We start from the raw sequence: 18,490 nt of genomic DNA on the forward strand, positions 1-18,490 counted from the left end.
TATTAATAATTCATTATTTATATGCGGTGACCTTGATCAAGCGAATAGGCCCGTTCGGGTCGTTGCATACGACATTAATAAGTGCTTCAAGTTTTGTCTTTATCTCTTTCGGTCGCAAGGTTACTTTGAAAGTAGCGGTCGCTCCCGGTTTAAGTTCTTTCTTGCCGCCGGACAAATCGACACGCTCATCATCACAAGTGACGCTGTAGATCGTGAGCGGAGTCTTTCCGGCATTCGTAATCTCAAATGTACCCGATACCTTACCACCGATCAACGGAACGATGTTTTTCTTGTTCGGTAGCTTGCCGAATTCCAGTAAAGTGCCGGATAATTCCGCTATTGGGGCTTGGGCTTTATCCGCAGCGGATAGTTTGCTGAAATTATCGATCACGTTGGCGGAGATATGGATCTCTCCGGATACTTCCTTCTTTCCGGCGTTCTGTACCATGACCGGCAAAAGCGTAGAGACTCGTCCTTTTCGCTTCAAGACCTTGGCATCCATAAGGATCGTAATGGCACCGACCTCGTCCGGTTGAAGGGTAGCCGGGTTCACCTGTACGTTGAGATAGTGAGGTACTTTACCCAGATGAATCGTAGCCGAGGTCTTTCCCTCGTTCTTAATGTTGATCTTCTCGCCCAACGTTTCCTCCGGACGGATACTGCTGAATAGAGCAGTCTTCGTATGCAGCTTCAGATCACCGATAGAATAAGGATACGTAAAGACCGGCTGCGAAGGTTTCGGGGTGACATTTCCTTTAATGGCTAGGCTGTAACTCCCTTTCTTTCCATTGCTGAATATCGATACGGTTTTATAAAACGGGCCGGGGCGTCCTTTCGGATTATACGTTATCTTAACTTCACCGGTCTTACCGGGAGCGATCGGCGACTTGGTCCATTCCGGCCGTGTACAACCGCATGACGCAGTAACACGGGTGATGACCAAAGGGGCGTCTCCCGTATTCTTTATGGTGAAAGTATGACTGGCGAATCCATCGGCCTCGGCTATTGTCCCGAAATTATAAGTCAACTCGTCCGACAAGATTTGGGCGCCTTGTTGTGCCCAAGCTGTCGTTATAGATATAATTGCTGTAAGAGCAAGGATCAACCTTTTTATATTCAGCATTCCAATTGGGGGTTTTTTACGTATTTCTTATTCAACCTCTCCCCGGATGTTCATGATGAAGCTTCCGGTTTTTCCGTTACTGTATACGGAAATGGTCTTCGTGAAAGGACCCGGACGTCCTGCCGGATCGAAAGTAACCTTGATCTGGGCTTTCTTACCCGGAGCTACCGGTTCTTTCGGCCATTCCGGGGTCGTACATCCGCAAGACGCGATTACACGTGTAATGACCAGAGGCATATCGCCCGTATTGGATACTTCAAACGTATGGGATACTTTTCCGTCTGCTTCCTTGATGGTACCAAAATCGAAACTGGTTGTTTCCGCGGAAATAACTGCTTTCTTCTGAGCTGAAGCCATTCCTGTCGCTAACAGGATCGCCATGAAAATAAAAACTATTTGTTTCATCTTATCGTTTAGTTTTAATTCGAATTACAAAGATAGTCATTTCAATTGAAAGTTGAGAATTGAGAATTGAAAATTAGAGGAAGATAACGCTTCTTGCGATGCCCATTCTTACCTTCTTACGGTGCCCATTCTAACCTCCTTATACTGGGCATTGTAAGGAGGTTAGAACGGGCATTGTAAGAAAAGGCTTGTTTAGGGCATGATCCGCAAGCTTTCTCCGGCGGTGTGCGACACGAATTCCGGGGCGTACATACATTGAATCGTACTGATACCTCCGGCGTATTCGCCGCTACGGGATACGTAGACCGGATATTCCAAGACAAACGTACCTTCCGGCAGACGATTGATGAAGAAATTCTCGGATACGTCTTTCGGGGATCTGTAGTACCAGATACCGTCTCTTGATTCCGGGCCGGAAAGTTGATCGGCCGGTTCGAAGCAGCCCGCACGTAGATCTTTCAAGAATACGTAATTCATTTCACGGTCTGTCCGGATCGTTAGCCGAACGATTACCTTGTCTCCGATGCGGAGCGGCTGCTCCGGTGTTACGGGACGGATTTGGCGGTTGGTACCGTTATTGGTCTCGACGAATAATTTCTTCTCGACACTCAACACCCCTTTTTGTCCTTTTACCTTGTCGATCTCTTGGAAGTATTGCTCGTAAACAGCTCCCCATGCCGGCGTGTTTCCTTCCTTGCGGATCGAGAGCACGGGATTGGCGGAACTATTTGCCGGCTCGTTCGGAAGTATCGTTTTGAGGTAACCGATGGCGATTTCCCCTTCCGCGGTACTGTAGGTCTTGCCGTCCCATGTCGCTACACAGGTGTTTTGCGTGTTCAGCCAATCGCTACCTGTGAGTAGCAAGGCGTAAATGGCGTTTACCGTGGCGGGTACGGATTCCCAGTTTTGTGTACGTTTCTGGTTTAGCAACCATTGTTTCATCCGGTTTGTATTCTGGGTATCCGGCGCGATCTCGTTAAAGACGGACATTAATAAGCAATGCGTGTCGATCGGTGAGGTGAAATAATCACTCCCCCTGCGGTTGTTTGCCCAATACATACCTTTCTCCTCGGAGATCGTAGCGGTCTTCTTTAGTCCTGTCAGGATCGCTGTCGCCACCTCCTTTTTACCGTTTCGATGCATTAACAAGGCGATTTCGCCCTTACTGATTAAGGAATATTGATTCCAGTGCTTCTCCGCTTGGTTCGTATAGAAACGGATCGCTTCCCGGGCGTCTCCCAGTTCCGGGATATCCCGGTAGGAACTGCGGACGAATAAGAACTCTACCTGCTCCGGCGAGGGCCATGCGTTTTGCCATTTCTTATCGTATTTCAGCAAGTTCTCATAATCCGTTTGCATACTTTTGTCCAAGAACTTGAGGGCCTTCATTTGCATCTCTTTCTCCGCTTGCCCATATTGGATCGCGTTTAGCTGTACAAGCTGTGACATACCTTTCAGGATAGAAAGCGTGATCGCACGGCTTGCGGGGAAACCTTTGAACCAGCTCCATCCACCCTCTTCGTTCTGTTGTTGGATCAGTTGTTGCAAGGCCGCTTCCCGTAATCCGTCCGCACGGTTTAGGTCGAACAATAAAGACAAGCGTTGTTTTTGCTCTGTCTCGTTATCGGCGGCCAGTACCCAAGGCGTCTCTTCCAAGAGTATGTTCTTCAGCTCTTGGTTCTTTTCCAAGTTTGAATAGAGGGTAGAGGCATTCCCTCCTTGGGCGGTCCATTGGTTGATCACTTTCTGGATGCGGGGATGGGCTTGGGCGATATAGGAAGCCAACGTATTGCTGTAATAAGCGGCAAACCAAGATAAGATATTATCATTGTTCGGCTGTGTGATCGTCGGTAATGCCTGTACCGCGTACCAAATCGGATTCCCGGTCATCTCCAGCGTGAGACGGAACGGTGTCGCTCCCTCCGAGTTCCCGGAGATACGGATTTGTTTCTCTCCTTCCTTGAGCAAATAGAACGGGGTACTTTCCGTGATGAGCAATTGATTGGAAAGAACAGGTACGATCTGCTGCTCCCCGTCGCTTCCCTTTTCAGAGTCGGCTAGGATACGTATGCCCAGTAGGCTGATCTGTTTGGGTACCGGGATCATCCAGCTTACAGTAGCGATGCTATCCGGTTGCAACTCAAACGGACGTTGTGACTTGCTCAAGCAGATAATCGGTTGGTCTGTAGCGGGATCGAATAGTTCGATGCGTACACGGCCGGATACCGCTTCCTTGGAATTGTTGATGACTTGCGTGCTGATGCTGACCTCATCCCCTTGGCGGACGAAACGAGGTAGATTCGGTAGAACCATCAAGGGTTTGCTGCTAATGACCTCTTTCGTAAGCAGACCGTATTTTAGGTCTTTGGTATTGGCCAACATCTGTAGTTTCCAAGTCGTATTACTTTCCGGCAGGGTGAAATTTACGAATACGTCTCCTTCCTCGTTCGTTTGTAAGGTCGGGTAGAAGAAGGCGGTTTCCGCGAAGTTCTGCCGGATTTGATCCGGACTTACCGGCTGGCTGCTCTCTTTGGCGAAAGGATCGGATAGGCTGAACACGGGTTCCCCTTCCGTAGATTCCACACTAGGCTCTTCTAACACGGCGCTGTCTTCCATGATGTTCATGGATTCCGCCACTACTGGGGCTGCCGCGGATTTCAGCATGATACCACCCGTGGCAAAAGCCCGGTTGCTGGAACCGTATCCTCGTATGACAATCTCATTGAATAGACCGAACCAATTTAAACGGTCATACTGATATTGAGGTACTTTTATATACTTGGCCTCTGTCTGGTCATATTGATAACTACGCTGGAATCCGGCTCCGGTTGAGAAACGGGGAGCTTGTAGCAGGATCGTTCGCCGCGGGGAGAAATACCAATTGAATGGTATGATTTTATCTAGCGAGGCATCATACATGCTGGTCAGTACCTCGGCGGATACGATCGTGGAGTCCGCGTCGGTGATACGGAATTTCCAGCTCTCTTTACTTCCCGGAAGTAAACGATCCCGGAAGGTTATCGGCTTGATGGTCAACTGCCGGTTGGGTAGCTGAAGCTCTACGGGTACTTGGGTAATATATAGCTCACCCTCTTTTACGAACGTAAAGGATACGATGATTCCCTCTCCATATTCCGGCTTGAACGGGATCTTAAACCGATGGTTCGCGTCGCTTAGCTTTATCAACTCGTGATGGATGCGGTTATTTCCGGCAAACCATTCATAGAGTACGTAGGCGTCCTTGTCGGAGGTGCCGAATACGATTTCCGCTTCCTCCCCGGGTAAACAAGTTGTCTTCTCTTTCAGCAGCCAAGTATGGGTAAATACGGGAGGACGCTTGTCGTTCTTTCCGTATAGGATGAAATCGGACTGGTTCTTACTCTGCCGTCCTTGGCTATCTTTGGCTTCTACTAAAATACGGTAACGCCCGGAGGGCAATTGGCTGAAAATAGCCGGACTGATCTCTTTGCCACTGGTAAAGCTACCGGAAGCTACTTGCTTGCCTTCTTGATAGCTCTCTCCGCTATTCTTATCGGATCGGTTTGCGATCAGTTCTACGATCTTGAAAGTACCGGAGGTGGAAACCATCTCCCCATTGATTGTCCGGGCTTCGACTACGGCTTTTACCGAGTCTTTCTCGATTTGTGGCGGTAGGTTCGTGAATAAGACGATACTGGATTCTCCTACCGAGAAGGTGTAATTCGCCTCTTGGGTCTCTCCCTTGCTATCGGTTACGGTAGCCGATACCTCGTAGGTCTGGTATGCGGAAGCGTATGGATTCGTATCCTCCTCTTTTTGGGGACGGAAAGATACGTTGAATGTCCCATCGCCGGAAAGGGTGGTACTCCCTTCCGCAACTTGTGTCGGAGCGCTCGGACGGAAATACCTCCACAACAGGAAGGGCCTGCGTGTAATACGCCAAGTGACATCTCCGCTGGGCAGTGACACGCCGGAGAATGTAGCCGCCTTGCCTTGTATGGTAACGGAATCGCCGAAAGCGATATCTCCCTTGATCGGGAGGAAGTACGCTTGGAAAGTCGGACGTTTGTATTCCTCTACATGAATATATACGCTCATCTGTCCGGTACTTAACCGGAAGACACCGCTTAGGGTCTGTTTGGGGAGGGAGAACTCTCCGTTAAAAGAACCGAACTCATTGGTCGTGACTTTCTTCTGGGCTATCTCTTTCCCGTTAGCGTCGTATAAGGTCACCGTAAAAGGCTGTCCGGCCACGGCATGCGGGTCGTTCGAGTCTTTTACATAGGCGAGACCTTTGAAGAAAATGGTTTGTCCCGGACGGTAAAGCCCACGATCCGTAAAGATTGAGACTTCTACCGGGTTCTTTTCCGATCGACGGCCGGAACCCATCGGATAGATATTTGTCAACATAGCGTTGGTATCTCCCGGTCTGCTGGCTTGGAACGCCAATACTTGACTGTTCGCCGGAAGCGTGGTCAAGCCTTCCCGGTCTGTCTTGACGGTACCCAGTTCTTGCAAGCTACGACGCTGACCTCCGTAATAGGTAACGATAGCCCCATCAACAGGCTTCCCGCTAAGATAGTCGGTAACCATGACCTCTTGTTTATTACCGGAAAGATTACGATAGATTGCGGCCAATCGGGTTACGCTAACCGTATTGATCGTCTTTAGCTGTTGTCCGGGTACGGTTACGACACATTCATACAATCCCGGTTGATCCATAGATATATGTAAGGTTGTATCTTGCTGCGAATAGCTGTTGGGCAGTAGCAAAGAGAATGTCTTCTCATTTACGAGTTGTCCCAAGGTGCTGCTACTTGATTTTTTTGCGGATGTATGGGCTGCCGCTTGTAAAGGTGTTTTCGAGCTTCGATAGATTTGTACGCTGACTTTCTGTACATTCTTATATTCCAGCTTGATCCCCAGTTGCTGTCCCGGATAAACCGTATTGTTTGTAGATGCGGATAAAGTAGGTTGTTCCAATTGCGCCAAGCGATTCTTTAAGATAGCCGTGCGAGGGTAACCGGAATACCGCTTGATACCCTCCTCGCATAGTTTCACCTCTTCCGCTTTGATAGAATCCCATTGGGTAGAGACGTAACGAAACATACTGCCGCTAACCAAATCCAATTTAGCGATTAAGATCTCGGCGGCATAGTTTTGAGAAGCTAAGTTCCTGTAAAGCTCATCCAATGCGTTCATGTAAGCCACGAAAGACTCTTTATCCCTTTTATCCCCGTAAAGGAATCGTAGGTAATCCAATTCCGTAAGGAGGACCGATTTCATATTCGGCTCCTTATTTTGAAAGGCGATCAAGTCTTTATAGATCTGTACGGTCGGTTGGATGTCCAGTGCCCGGAAGGCAAGGAACTCATAGAGGGTCGGACGCAGGGTTTGCGAGTCCTTTCCGATCTCCAGAATATCCTTGAACTTGCTGACAGGCGTATTTTGCAATAAGGCCGTAGGTCGCAATGATAAATCGATCTCTTCCTTGATCTTATCCGTGAATAAGTTGGAAGTCCATTCCCGGATATCCTCCGGGATATAACCGCTTAATTGGGTGCGTTGGTTGATGGTCCACTGGTTCCGCTGGTAGTAGTTCTGATACATCTCCGCCAACATGGAATGTAATACCGCCACGGAAGCCGAGTCGGCTAGGCTGTTGGTGTAATTCTCCACCTCCTTGATCAGTTCCGGGAACTGATCATCGTTTACCTCCATCTGTTCTTTCATTTTAAGGATAAGATTCTTGATCACCATAGGGGTATTCTTATCGTTTATAGCTTGCGTGATAACAGAACTTTTTTGTTGAGGCTGGGCGGCCCGGCTATACATAATAACCGCCGAGATGCCGCAAAGTATCAGGGCAGATAAAATAATTGCTCTTATCTTCATATCTTTTGGGTTTTATAAGTTTAACAATAAACCTTTCCTATATAGATACAAAGAAAGAGCAAAAAGTTGTAAAACGTACGTTAATGTTTATTTTTTGCGCACGTAGGTGATGTAGGTGTAGGGGTAAGGGTTCTTCTCGTCTGCGGGATACTCCTCACGTTCAGTCTCTTCCCAAAGGTCCCAGTTTACGACGGGAAAGAACGAGGTAGCGTCGGGAAACTCATGATGGATGCGGGTAATATACATTTTGTCGGCTATTCTCAAAGCCTGTCTGTAGACCAACGCGCCGCCAATGATGAATATCTCGTCCTCTTTCTCACATAAATCCAGAGCGGCCCCCATAGACTCGCAAGCGAAACAATTCACGAAACCAGCTTCGGGCATAGTCGTCAATACGACATTCTTCCGATTGGGCAGTGGCGCTACAGGGAGAGACTCGAATGTCTTACGTCCCATGATTACCGCATGTCCCGTGGTTAATTCCTTGAAACGCTTCATGTCTGAAGGCATGTGACATAATAATTGCTGATTCTTTCCGATCGCGCTTTTATCTGCGATTGCTGCGATGATAGAAATTGTACTCATAGACTTATTGATTTATGATTTGTAATTTATGATTTATGAATTAACTGTCAACTGTCCATCGTCAACTGCCAATTCTCAGACAGCCACTTCTCCCTTGATGTGGGGATGCGGGTCGTATCCGGTCAAATTGAAATCCTCGAACTTAAAATCGAAGATGCTCTTTACGTCCGGGTTGATCTCCATACGTGGCAACGCACGTGGCTCACGTGTCAATTGTAACTTAACTTGCTCCAAATGGTTGCTGTAGATATGGGCGTCTCCCAACGTATGAACAAAATCTCCCGCTTTAAGGCCGGTAGCTTGTGCCATCATTTGTAATAACAAGGCATAGGAGGCAATGTTGAACGGAACGCCAAGGAAAATATCCGCGCTACGTTGATACAATTGTAGGCTCAACCGTCCGTTCGCCACGTAAAACTGGAAGAAAGCGTGGCAAGGAGGCAGGTTCATGTTGTCTAAGTCCGCCACGTTCCATGCGCTTACAATGATTCGTCGTGAATCCGGGTTATGCTTGATCGTCTCCACGGCCTCGGTGATCTGGTCGATAGATCCTCCTTTATAATCCGGCCATGACCGCCATTGATAACCGTATATATGCCCAAGGCTACCATCCGCGTCGGCCCACTCGTTCCAGATGCGTACGCCATGATCTTGCAGATATTTTACGTTGGTATCTCCATTCAGGAACCATAACAATTCGTAGATGATAGACTTCAGATGCAGCTTCTTGGTAGTGAGTAGCGGGAATCCCTCTTCCAGATTGAACCGCATCTGATGACCGAATACGCTGATCGTTCCCGTACCCGTCCGGTCTTCTTTTCTAACTCCCTCGGTAAGCACTCTATTGAGCAGCTCTAAATATTGTTTCATTACTCACTTATTACAATAGTGTGCAAATGTACAAAAGTGAATCGTATTATACTAGAATAACGGGTCAAAATATGAAATCGGTTGAGGATTCAAACGGTTTCTTCATGTATCCTTGGCTGTTTCTTCGGGAGGTATTAGGGGATTTGTATGAAGGTCTAGCTTATTTATCAGCTGTTGGACGATCATCTACCAACTGTTGCATGATCTTCCAACGGCTGTTGCATGATCATCTACCAATTGGTGGATGATTAAGATGTCAAGAGGAAGGGTGTAGTACTTCGAGTAGAAATCGGTAAGGATTCCCGAGAAAATGCGTAAGGATATTGGACCTCATGTGGATAGAATGCGTATCTTTGCCCGAAGAATAACATTTATTAATTTTAAAGGTAAGAGATGAAAAAACTTTGTTTTGCGGTCATGGCAGTGTGTATGTTATTGTCATGCGGAGGTAAGAATGAGAAGGGGGCGGCTACGGAAGAGGCCACTCTTTCTGGTTTGATGAAGTCGGATTTTGTATCTGAGGTAGATGGTAAGCCGACTGCTTTGTATGTGTTGAAGAATAAGAAAGGGGCTGAGGCTTGCGTAACGAATTGGGGCGGACGCTTGGTTTCCGTGATGGTGCCTGATAAGAACGGTAAGATGACGGATGTTGTGCTTGGGTATGATAATATCGCTCAGTATGTAGCTTTTCCGGATAATAACTATGGTGGTTTGATCGGACGTTATGGCAACCGTATCGCGAATGGTAAGTTTACGTTGGACGGAACGGAGTATCAACTTCCGCAGAATAATAACGGGCATTGCTTGCATGGAGGTCCGAAAGGATATCACGCGGTAGTTTGGGACGCGAAACAGATCGATGACCAAACCTTGGAGTTGACTTATCTATCGAAAGACGGTGAGGCAGGTTTCCCCGGTAATCTGGATATCAAGGTGATCTATAAGTTGACGGATGATAACGCCGTTGATATTAAGTACGAGGCTACAACCGATAAGGCTACTGTCGTGAATTTGACAAACCATAGTTATTTCAACCTTTCCGGTGTTCCCGGCTCGCAAATCATGGATCATACGATCATGATCGATGCGGATACATATAACCCGGTGGACGAGACTTTGATCCCGACCGGTATCGAACCCGTGGAAGGCACGCCGATGGATCTTCGCAAACCGGTAGTGGTAGGCGCTGATATCGACAATCCGTTTACGCAATTGGTTTACGGTGGTGGTTACGATCATAACTGGATATTGAACGCCGCCGGCGATATCAATAAGGTAGCCGCTAAAGTTGTATCTCCGACAAGCGGTATCGTTATGGAAGTTTACACCAACGAGCCGGGTCTTCAATTCTATGCCGGTAACTCAATGACGAAAGCGGGTGATAAAGGCAAGTTAGGTGTGGTTTACCCACATCGTGGCGCCCTATGTCTGGAGACTCAACATTACCCGGATAGCCCGAACCAGCCGGCATTCCCGAGCGTAGTGCTTCGTCCGGGCGAGAAATATACGAGTGAGTGTATTTATAAGTTCTCGGTAGAGTAAATAAGGAAGAAAGTTCCGGATTTGGAAATATCCAAATAATGGTGGAGGCGCATATACATTAAATAGGATGTATATGCGCCTCTCTTTTTTACTCACGGAAGCATCTTGTTTATAGTGGAAGAATTTATCGCTAGAGAGTATACGCTATCTTTTCCCAATAGATTTTAAAAGAGAAAAATAAATCCATATGATGTATGAGAAAAAGCGTTATATTTGTATCGATAAAGTAAACTCTTGTGGAAATTCAAGGGTTTATGAATCAAAGTGTGATTACGATAAGCGTTTAAGATATTATCTTTGGAACTGAAAATCGCCAAGTTTCAAGTCGGACAGAGATAATAGGCAACTAAACGCTCACGCTTGTTATATATACTGCCTAATAGTATACGTAATAAGGCGTGGGCTGTTGTTTATTATTTGTCCGATGGGTGTTTGGCGATGCCTCAGTTTCGAATAGTAGATTAACAGTTCCCACGCTTCTTTTTTGTAGCATATAGAAATACCGAACAAGGTGAACGGTCCGGTTTGAGGGAAACGTATATGGAGGTAATTAAAAAGCAACGTTTGGCTGTCTGTCGTATATTATTGGATGTAGTGGAAGGTGCGTGTGAGGTCCGTGATCCAGATCTGATCATGCGGACTCGTCATTATCCGGCACTTCAAAGGGAGATGTGTTTTGCGGATCGGGATTGGGAAGAAGCGAGAGATTTGAGTGTACTTGCCTGCTTGGTACTATCCAAGGAATTGCATTATAAGGTTAAGATGATGATCGGTTTGGTAGCTCATGACTTGTATTCAAGGGAGTCCTCGGTCTCTTATCAGCAACGCCTGTCCTTCGATGTGCTGATGAGTGCGATCGATTGGCCGGTCTCTTTTAAGGAGATCACGCTCTTTGCTCCCTCAAAATAAGTTATAGTTTGTACGTAAGACCTTGAATTCCGTTCTGCGGTTGATCTGGTCGGCGATCTCTTGCTGTTCCGGCGGCAGGGCAAGGATGAATTCCTCGGTAAGCACATCGCCTTCTTTCAAGAAATCGAATTGTTTAGCCATCTTCTTATTGATCGTCTTGGGAACGCTTTCTCCATATCCTTTCGCTTCCAGACGAGCCGCCTCGATACCTCCCGCTATTAGGTAATCCACGACCGATTGCGCACGGCGTTGAGCCAAACGCTCGTTATACTGGTCCGTACCTTTCCGGTCCGTGTGGGCACCCAGTTCGATCGTTACGTTCGGGTTATCGTTCAGCATCTTGATCATCTCGTCCAAAGCTTTCTTGGATTCCGGACGAAGGGTCGCTTTATCGAAATCGTAGAAAATGTTATCGATAACAACCGGCTTGCTGATCGGAGAGAGAAAGAAATCCACGATATACGTCTCGTTTTTCTCCTCGGGGCCGGTATGCAACTCGTAATTCTGGTTGAGGTAACCACGGGCGCTGGCCATCATGACATAACGGATGTCCCGTTCCAACTCGACACGATAGGTACCGTCTTTCTTGACCGGGACTTTCACGTTCAGTCCGTCTTTTCCGACGATGCGTACGGTAGCGTCCTCGATCGGATATTCATCGACATCGTTTACGATTCCTTCGATGAAGATGGTGATCGTAGGCCGTTCAAAGGAATATATATGGTCATAGCCCCGTGCGTCGTTGCGGTTGGAGCAGAAGAAGCCCCGTTCCTCTTTTCCGGCGAAGGTGATACCGAAATCGTCTGCCATAGAGTTGATGGGAGCGCCTAGGTTCTCGACCTTCCACTTCCCTGTACTGTCTTGCGTGGCCTTGAACAGATCGAGGCCGCCCATTCCCGGATGTCCGTTGGACGCGAAATAAAGGGTGACGGAATCCCGGACATACGGGAACATCTCGTCTCCCGGGGTGTTGATCTCTTCTCCTAGGTTCTCCATCGGGCCGAAATCGTTTCCCGCTACCCGGGCACGGAAAATATCCTTGCCACCGAAACCGCCCACGGCGTCGGATACGAAATACAAGTATTTGCCGTCCGGCGAGATGGAAGGATGACCGAGGGCGGTAACCGAGTCTTTTACGATCGTCGCACGGGTTCCTTTTCCCCATTTGGCGCTGCTTCGGGTAGATATGTAAATCTCGGCGGTACGAGGGCCTTCCGGATCTTGGGCGCAATAGGTATAATACATCGTGTTTCCATCGGGGGAGAAAGAGGGGGTTCCTTCGTCGTATTCCGTATTCACCTCGTCTTCGAGCTCTACGGGAGCTAGCCAAGCCCCTTTCTCGTCTTGCTTGACAAGGAAGAGGTTATTGTTATTTTGCCCGGTGATGGCGCTGACTTTCGCGTCTTTGTCTTTCGAGCGGGAAGAAGCGAAGTATAGTTGGTCGTATTTATCTCCGGCCAGCATCGGACTGAATTCTCCCCGGCGGGAATTGAATTTATCCATGCGTCTTACCTCGTAGCGGGTAGGGTTCTTTTTCCATCCGGGAGCTAACTCGCATCCTTGTATGCCGTTGATGGCTAATAAATTGCTAGGATCGTTCTCCATGTAGATATCGTAGTTCTTGATCGCCTCCGGATAACGTCCGGTCTTCTGCAGCATCTGTCCCATGCGTAGGTAGACGGTACTATCGGGGTAATCATAGCGGATGGCGTTCATATAGGCGCTAGTCGCTTTCGCCGTATTATTGATCAACCGGTTACATTCGGCCATACGGTAAGCGATATAGCCGCGCAAATCCCTTTTCTTCGGGGATGTTTTCGTGTAAACCTTACGATAAATGGCGGCTGCCTCATAGTATTCCCCGATACGCTGCTTCTCCTCGGCATCGCTCAACTTCGCCGATTTGCAGGAATACAAGGAAGATACGATAAGCAAAAATAAAATATATATAGTAAAATGCGCTTTCATTCAATCTGGAATATATTCGTGCAAATATAACGAATTGTATGGGATCTTATTGTATGTCTGTTACAATAACAAGGAACTATCCCCATAACTCAGGAATCTGAAATCGTGCTCTAAGGCATACTCATAGATGGATTTCCAGTTTCCTTTTACGAAAGCGGAGATCAGCAAGAGCAAGGTGCTTTTGGGCTGGTGGAAGTTGGTGACGATTCCTTTTACGATCTTGAACTCATAGCCCGGGGCGATGATGATTTGCGTAGCCGTTACCAGCGTATCCGCATCATGCTTATCCAGATAATCGAGGATGTTTTGAAGGGATCGCTCCGCTGTCAGCCGGTTGTTATTGGTGTCGTAAGGCATCCATTGTTTTACGACGAGATCCTCGGAAGTCGCTTCGGGGTTATTATCTAGGATCACGCCCATGTAATAGAGACTTTCCAAGGTTCGTACGGAAGTCGTTCCTACGGCGATGATATTTCCAAGGTTGCTTTTGATACGTTCGATGGAACTGCGGCGGACGGAGATAAATTCCGTGTGCATCTCGTGCCCTTCGATCGTGTCGCTTTTTACCGGTTTAAAGGTGCCCGCTCCGACATGCAAGGTGACTTCTTCCCGCCCGATGCCCCGAGCATCTATATCGGCAAGTACTTCCGGAGTGAAATGAAGTCCGGCGGTCGGTGCGGCGACGGAGCCTTTTATCTTAGAATAAACTGTTTGATAGGTCTGTAGGTCGCTCTTCTCTGTTTCTCTGTGTAAATAAGGAGGAATCGGCAAGACCCCGGCGGCATCCAAGATATCGGCGAATGTATAAGTCTCGTTATCCCATGTGAATTCGATCAAATGTGTGTCACCATGAGACTTTTTCTTATCTGCTGTCAGCACGACCGGTTGATCCTTAATGAAGATCGTTTTGGATAAAGTGCCTTCTTTCCATTTCTTAAGGTTGCCAACCAAGCAAGTCCAGCTACAGCGTCGGGTCTCTTGAAAAATCAAGGCGTAATCATGAGGCTCGATGGGCTCCAAACAGAAAATCTCGATGCGTGCGCCGGTCTCTTTCTGGAAAAGTAGGCGGGCTTGTATGACCCGGGTATTATTGAATACCATCAAGGTGTTTTGGGGAAGATAATCCGTGATATGCTTAAAGATACTTTCGCTTATTTCCCCGTTACGGTAGAGTAAAAGTTTGGACTCATCCCTTTTAGGCAATGGGAACTTTGCGATTCGTTCGTCCGGTAACGAATAGTTATAATCTTCGATACGTATTTCTTGCGTCTTCATTACTTCTTCTGTCCTGTTAAAAAACATCCGTTTGTACGGATTCCGGGTGCAAAAGTAGTAAATAGGTTTCGGATTCGCGGATTATTCCCTAATTTTGTGCGCATAATATAATAAGGTATAGAATATGAGTATTCAAATAGGTGATAAAGTTCGCTTCCTGAATAGTGTGGGAGGTGGAGTCGTACGTGGATTCCGTGGAAAGGACCAAGTGTTGGTTGAGGATGAGGATGGGTTTGAGGTTCCTGCCTTGATCAAGGAATGTGTCGTGGTTGGGGGTAATGATATGCAAGTGCATAGCTCGAACCGTCCGAAAGTACAGGCTCCGGTAGAGACTCCTTCCCCAAAGAAGCCTGAACCCAAAGAGGAAAAGGTCGAGGAGACACCGGAGGGAGAGCGTCTGAATGTGTATCTGGCTTATCTCCCGGTCGATCCGAAGGCGTTCCAGCAATGCGGCTATGAGACGTATTTCGTGAATGATAGTAATTACTATTTGTTCTTCAATTATATGAACCGGACGAATAATAGCTGGACGAGCCGTTATAACGGGATTATCGAGCCGAATACGAAAATATTCCTAGAGGAGTTCGGTAAGCCGGAGTTGAATGATCTGGAAAGGATCTGCGTGCAACTGATCGCTTTCAAGAAGGATAAACCCTATTCGTTGAAAAACGCCGTATCGGTAGAGTTGCGCTTGGATACGGTTAAGTTCTACAAGCTTCACTGCTTTATGGAGAATGATTTCTTTGAGGAGGATGCCTTGATTTATCCGATTATCCGCGATGACTTGCCCGAGAGAGAACTATTGGTCTCTGCGGCGGAGTTGAAGGAAGCTATGCAGCAAAAGGTTCGTGAGGAACGTAGGGTTCCCCGGCAAATCGTGAAAAAGAAGCCGACGAATAGCGCTATCCTTGAGATCGATTTGCATATAACCGAATTGTTGGATAATACGAATGGATTGAGCAATGCGGATATGCTGACGTACCAGTTGGGGAAATTCCGTGAGGTGATGGATCAGTACGCTCTTAATAACGGACAGAAGATTGTCTTTATCCATGGAAAAGGCGATGGAGTACTGCGTAAGGCGATCGAGAAGGATTTGAAGACCCGTTATAAACAACATTATTTTCAAGATGCTTCTTTCCGCGAATATGGTTTTGGTGCGACGATGGTAACGATTAAGGCTGATACCTCGCAACATGGCCATTGAGATAGAACGGAAATTCTTGGTCTCCGGTGATTTCTTACCGGAGGCTGTTAGCTCCACCCGTATCGTGCAGGGATATATTTGCTCACAGCCCGGACGTACGGTTCGTATTCGTATCCGGGGAGAGGAGGGATTTCTAACGATCAAAGGCGCTTCGGATGAGAAAGGCTTGAGCCGTTATGAGTTTGAGCAAAAGATTCCTCTGGTGGATGCCGAGCGGTTGTTGGAGCTTTGCGAGCCGGGTGCGATCGACAAGGTTCGTTATCTGGTTCCCAGAGGCAGCCATACGTGGGAAGTCGATGTTTTCCACGGAGCGAATGAAGGGTTGATCCTTGCGGAGATCGAGTTATCGTCTGAGGACGAGCCTTTTGAGAAACCGGCTTGGCTGGGTAAGGAGGTAAGTGGAGATCGCCGTTATTATAATTCAATGTTGACAAAACATCCTTTTAATAGTTCAAATACATGAAGAAACTCTTTTTATCTGTAGCGGCCGCTATATTGGCGTTTCCGGTCTTGGCCGATGAGGGCATGTGGCTGCTCCCTTTATTGAAGCAACAAAAGTTTGCGGAGATGCAGGCCCTTGGTCTGCGATTAAGCGATCAGGAAGTGTATAGCGCCGAGGCTCCTTCCTTGAAAGACGCCGTGGTTCGTTTTGGCGGTGGTTGTACGGGCGAGATGATCTCTCCGGACGGGTTGGTGCTGACGAATCATCATTGTGGTTATAGTAGCATCCAACGGCATAGTACCTTGGAACATGATTATCTGACGGACGGCTTTTGGGCGATGTCTCGTGATAAGGAGCTTCCGAATCCGGGATTGACGGTTACTTTTATCGATAAGATCGACGACGTGACGGATTATGTGAGGACGGAACTGAAAAAGATCACGGATCCGAACAGCATGGAATTCTTGTCCGCTAAGTACTTGAATGGCCTCGCTAAAGCGAAAGTAGGTGAGAAGTTCTTACAGGATAACCCCGGTACGGAAGTCGAGATCAAGGCTTTTTATGGAGGTAATAAGTACTATATGTTTACCAAGAAGATCTATTCGGATGTCCGTTTAGTCGGTGCTCCCCCTTCCTCTATCGGTAAGTTCGGGGCGGATACGGATAACTGGATGTGGCCTCGCCATACCGGAGACTTCTCTCTTTTCCGTGTGTATGCCGACGCGAACGGAAATCCGGCACCTTATTCGGAAACCAATGTCCCGCTTCGTCCGAAACGTTGGCTAAAGCTTTCTTTAAAAGGTGTGGAGGAGAACGATTATGCCATGATCATGGGGTTCCCCGGCCGTACCAATAAATACTATACCTCATGGGAGGTAGCTGAACGTCGGGATATAGATAATGCGGTACGTATTAATATCCGTAATCTCCGTCAAGAGGCGATGCTGGAAGAAATGCTGAAAGATCCGCAAGTCCGGATTCAATACGCTAGTAAGTATGCAGGTTCTACGAACGCTTATAAGAATGCGATCGGTAGTAACTGGGCGATCAACAAACGTAATTTTGAGCAGGTGAAAAACGATGAGCAGGATCGTTTGATCGCTTGGTCGAAGAAGATGTGTGAGCCTGCTTATCCGGAAGCGCTTCTGACATTGGAGCAGATCGTTAATGATCGTAAGGATTTGCGTTTCCGTAGTTGGATGTTGGATGAGGCATTGAGCCGTGGCATCGAGTTCTCCAAAGTTCCGACCGATATCGAGACTGTTTGTGAGGCTTTGGAGGGGAAAGATCGTTCCGAGCAGCAAAAACAGGTCACTCAATTGGAGAGGGCTTTCCACCGTTTCGCTGATAAGGATTATGCGCCGATGGTTGATAAGAAGATAGCGAAAGTCATGTTAAAGGAATATAGGCGTTTGGTCGCTCCGAAGTCGCAGCCGGCTTATTTTTCCGTAATCGATAGCAAGTTTAAGGGGGATGTGGATAAATTCGTAGATTATCTGTTTGATAAATCGATCTATGGTAGCGAGAAGAACTTTAATGCGTTCAAGGAGCACCCGTCTGTCAAAACTTTGAGAGAAGATCCGATGATTCTGTTTGCGCAATCCGTAAAGGATGAGAAAAAGGCGTTAGATAAGGCTTTGGCTGATTTTGATGCCGGATATGCGATCGCCCATCGTGCGTATGTGAAAGGACTTTTAGCGATGTATGGAGACTTGGCTAGTTTTCCGGACGCGAACTCTACGCTTCGTCTGACTTATGGGCAGGTGAAAGGTTACAGTCCTCGTGATTGCGATTATTATGGTCATCAAACCACTTTAGACGGCGTCATGGAGAAGGAGGATTCTACGAATTGGGAATTTGTGGTTTCTGCTCGTTTGAAGGAATTATATCAAGCAGGAGACTTTGGCCCTTATAAGATGCCTAACGGTAAAATGCCGGTTGCCTTCTGTGCTACGACCCATACAACGGGAGGGAACTCCGGTAGTCCGGTATTGAATGGACAAGGAGAGTTAATCGGTATCAATTTCGACCGTAACTGGGAAGGAGTAGGAGGGGATATCCAATATCTGCCCGATTATCAACGCAGTATTATCGTAGATATCCGTTATGTCCTATTCGTAATCGATAAATATGCCGGAGCCGGTTATTTATTGAACGAGATGGAATTCTCAAGATAGAGAAGTAAGTTAACTTCGTGGGCGAAGTATGTTAACTGAAATGCCGAAGTATGTTAACATACTTCGCCCATGAACCTAAGTTCCTTTTTCTATAAAGCCAAAAAGAGGAGACA

13 protein-coding genes are annotated in these 18,490 nt (G+C 47.3%); 6 read left to right on the forward strand and 7 right to left on the reverse strand.

Annotated elements, in window-relative coordinates:
• Nucleotides 1-13 precede the first annotated feature (13 nt).
• The 5 genes from ACESPU_RS15260 to ACESPU_RS15280 all read right to left on the reverse strand — a co-directional run bounded on the left by ACESPU_RS15260 (nucleotide 14) and on the right by ACESPU_RS15280 (nucleotide 8,857).
• Nucleotides 14-1,123, reverse strand: coding sequence for a DUF1573 domain-containing protein (locus ACESPU_RS15260; protein ID WP_373133486.1), 1,110 nt, complete (start codon nucleotides 1,121-1,123; stop codon nucleotides 14-16).
• 27 nt (nucleotides 1,124-1,150) lie between these two features.
• Nucleotides 1,151-1,528, reverse strand: coding sequence for a DUF1573 domain-containing protein (locus tag ACESPU_RS15265; protein ID WP_005858893.1), 378 nt, complete (start codon nucleotides 1,526-1,528; stop codon nucleotides 1,151-1,153).
• Nucleotides 1,529-1,720: 192 nt separating this feature from the next.
• Complete coding sequence (locus tag ACESPU_RS15270; protein ID WP_373133487.1) at nucleotides 1,721-7,402, reverse strand: alpha-2-macroglobulin; 5,682 nt, start codon at nucleotides 7,400-7,402, stop codon at nucleotides 1,721-1,723.
• Between the two features lie 87 nt (nucleotides 7,403-7,489).
• Nucleotides 7,490-7,987 carry a dihydrofolate reductase gene (locus tag ACESPU_RS15275; RefSeq protein ID WP_005858889.1) on the reverse strand — a complete coding sequence of 166 codons (498 nt, stop codon included), beginning with the start codon at nucleotides 7,985-7,987 and terminating at the stop codon, nucleotides 7,490-7,492.
• A gap of 75 nt (nucleotides 7,988-8,062) precedes the next feature.
• The gene (locus ACESPU_RS15280; RefSeq protein WP_005858887.1) at nucleotides 8,063-8,857 is read right to left on the reverse strand and encodes a thymidylate synthase; all 795 of its coding nucleotides are present in this window, start codon (nucleotides 8,855-8,857) and stop codon (nucleotides 8,063-8,065) included.
• A gap of 71 nt (nucleotides 8,858-8,928) precedes the next feature.
• Here ACESPU_RS15280 and ACESPU_RS15285 point away from each other — a divergent pair, with 71 nt between their 5' ends.
• The 3 genes from ACESPU_RS15285 to ACESPU_RS15295 all read left to right on the forward strand — a co-directional run bounded on the left by ACESPU_RS15285 (nucleotide 8,929) and on the right by ACESPU_RS15295 (nucleotide 11,308).
• On the forward strand, nucleotides 8,929-9,105 hold the full coding sequence (locus ACESPU_RS15285) for a hypothetical protein (protein ID WP_234061971.1): 177 nt from the start codon (nucleotides 8,929-8,931) through the stop codon (nucleotides 9,103-9,105).
• 145 nt (nucleotides 9,106-9,250) lie between these two features.
• A complete protein-coding gene (locus tag ACESPU_RS15290) occupies nucleotides 9,251-10,399 on the forward strand; it encodes an aldose epimerase family protein (protein WP_195320118.1) in 1,149 nt (382 codons plus the stop codon).
• 540 nt (nucleotides 10,400-10,939) lie between these two features.
• Nucleotides 10,940-11,308, forward strand: a complete 369-nt coding sequence (locus ACESPU_RS15295) for a hypothetical protein (RefSeq protein ID WP_005858880.1) — start codon at nucleotides 10,940-10,942, stop codon at nucleotides 11,306-11,308.
• Here the strand turns inward: ACESPU_RS15295 and ACESPU_RS15300 are convergent.
• Nucleotides 11,300-13,276, reverse strand: coding sequence for an OmpA family protein (locus ACESPU_RS15300; RefSeq protein ID WP_005868464.1), 1,977 nt, complete (start codon nucleotides 13,274-13,276; stop codon nucleotides 11,300-11,302). The two genes, ACESPU_RS15295 and ACESPU_RS15300, sit on opposite strands and share 9 nt — an antisense overlap.
• 60 nt (nucleotides 13,277-13,336) lie before the next feature.
• Nucleotides 13,337-14,551 (reverse strand): S-adenosylmethionine:tRNA ribosyltransferase-isomerase, encoded by a 1,215-nt coding sequence (locus ACESPU_RS15305; protein WP_057326593.1) that lies wholly within the window; start codon nucleotides 14,549-14,551, stop codon nucleotides 13,337-13,339.
• A 124-nt stretch (nucleotides 14,552-14,675) separates the two neighbouring features.
• Here ACESPU_RS15305 and ACESPU_RS15310 point away from each other — a divergent pair, with 124 nt between their 5' ends.
• The 3 genes from ACESPU_RS15310 to ACESPU_RS15320 are packed head-to-tail and all read left to right on the forward strand — an operon-like array spanning nucleotide 14,676 to nucleotide 18,377.
• Nucleotides 14,676-15,758, forward strand: a complete 1,083-nt coding sequence (locus ACESPU_RS15310; RefSeq protein WP_036651347.1) for a DUF2027 domain-containing protein — start codon at nucleotides 14,676-14,678, stop codon at nucleotides 15,756-15,758.
• Nucleotides 15,748-16,221 (forward strand): CYTH domain-containing protein, encoded by a 474-nt coding sequence (locus ACESPU_RS15315; protein ID WP_005858868.1) that lies wholly within the window; start codon nucleotides 15,748-15,750, stop codon nucleotides 16,219-16,221. The genes ACESPU_RS15310 and ACESPU_RS15315 overlap by 11 nt, the downstream gene beginning before the upstream one ends.
• Complete coding sequence (locus ACESPU_RS15320) at nucleotides 16,218-18,377, forward strand: S46 family peptidase (RefSeq protein WP_005858866.1); 2,160 nt, start codon at nucleotides 16,218-16,220, stop codon at nucleotides 18,375-18,377. Before ACESPU_RS15315 ends, ACESPU_RS15320 begins: the two co-directional genes overlap by 4 nt.
• Nucleotides 18,378-18,490 lie beyond the last annotated feature (113 nt).

The sequence above is a fragment of the Parabacteroides sp. 20_3 genome, from assembly GCF_964238835.1.
In the GTDB taxonomy this organism is placed as follows: Bacteria; Bacteroidota; Bacteroidia; order Bacteroidales; family Tannerellaceae; genus Parabacteroides; species Parabacteroides distasonis.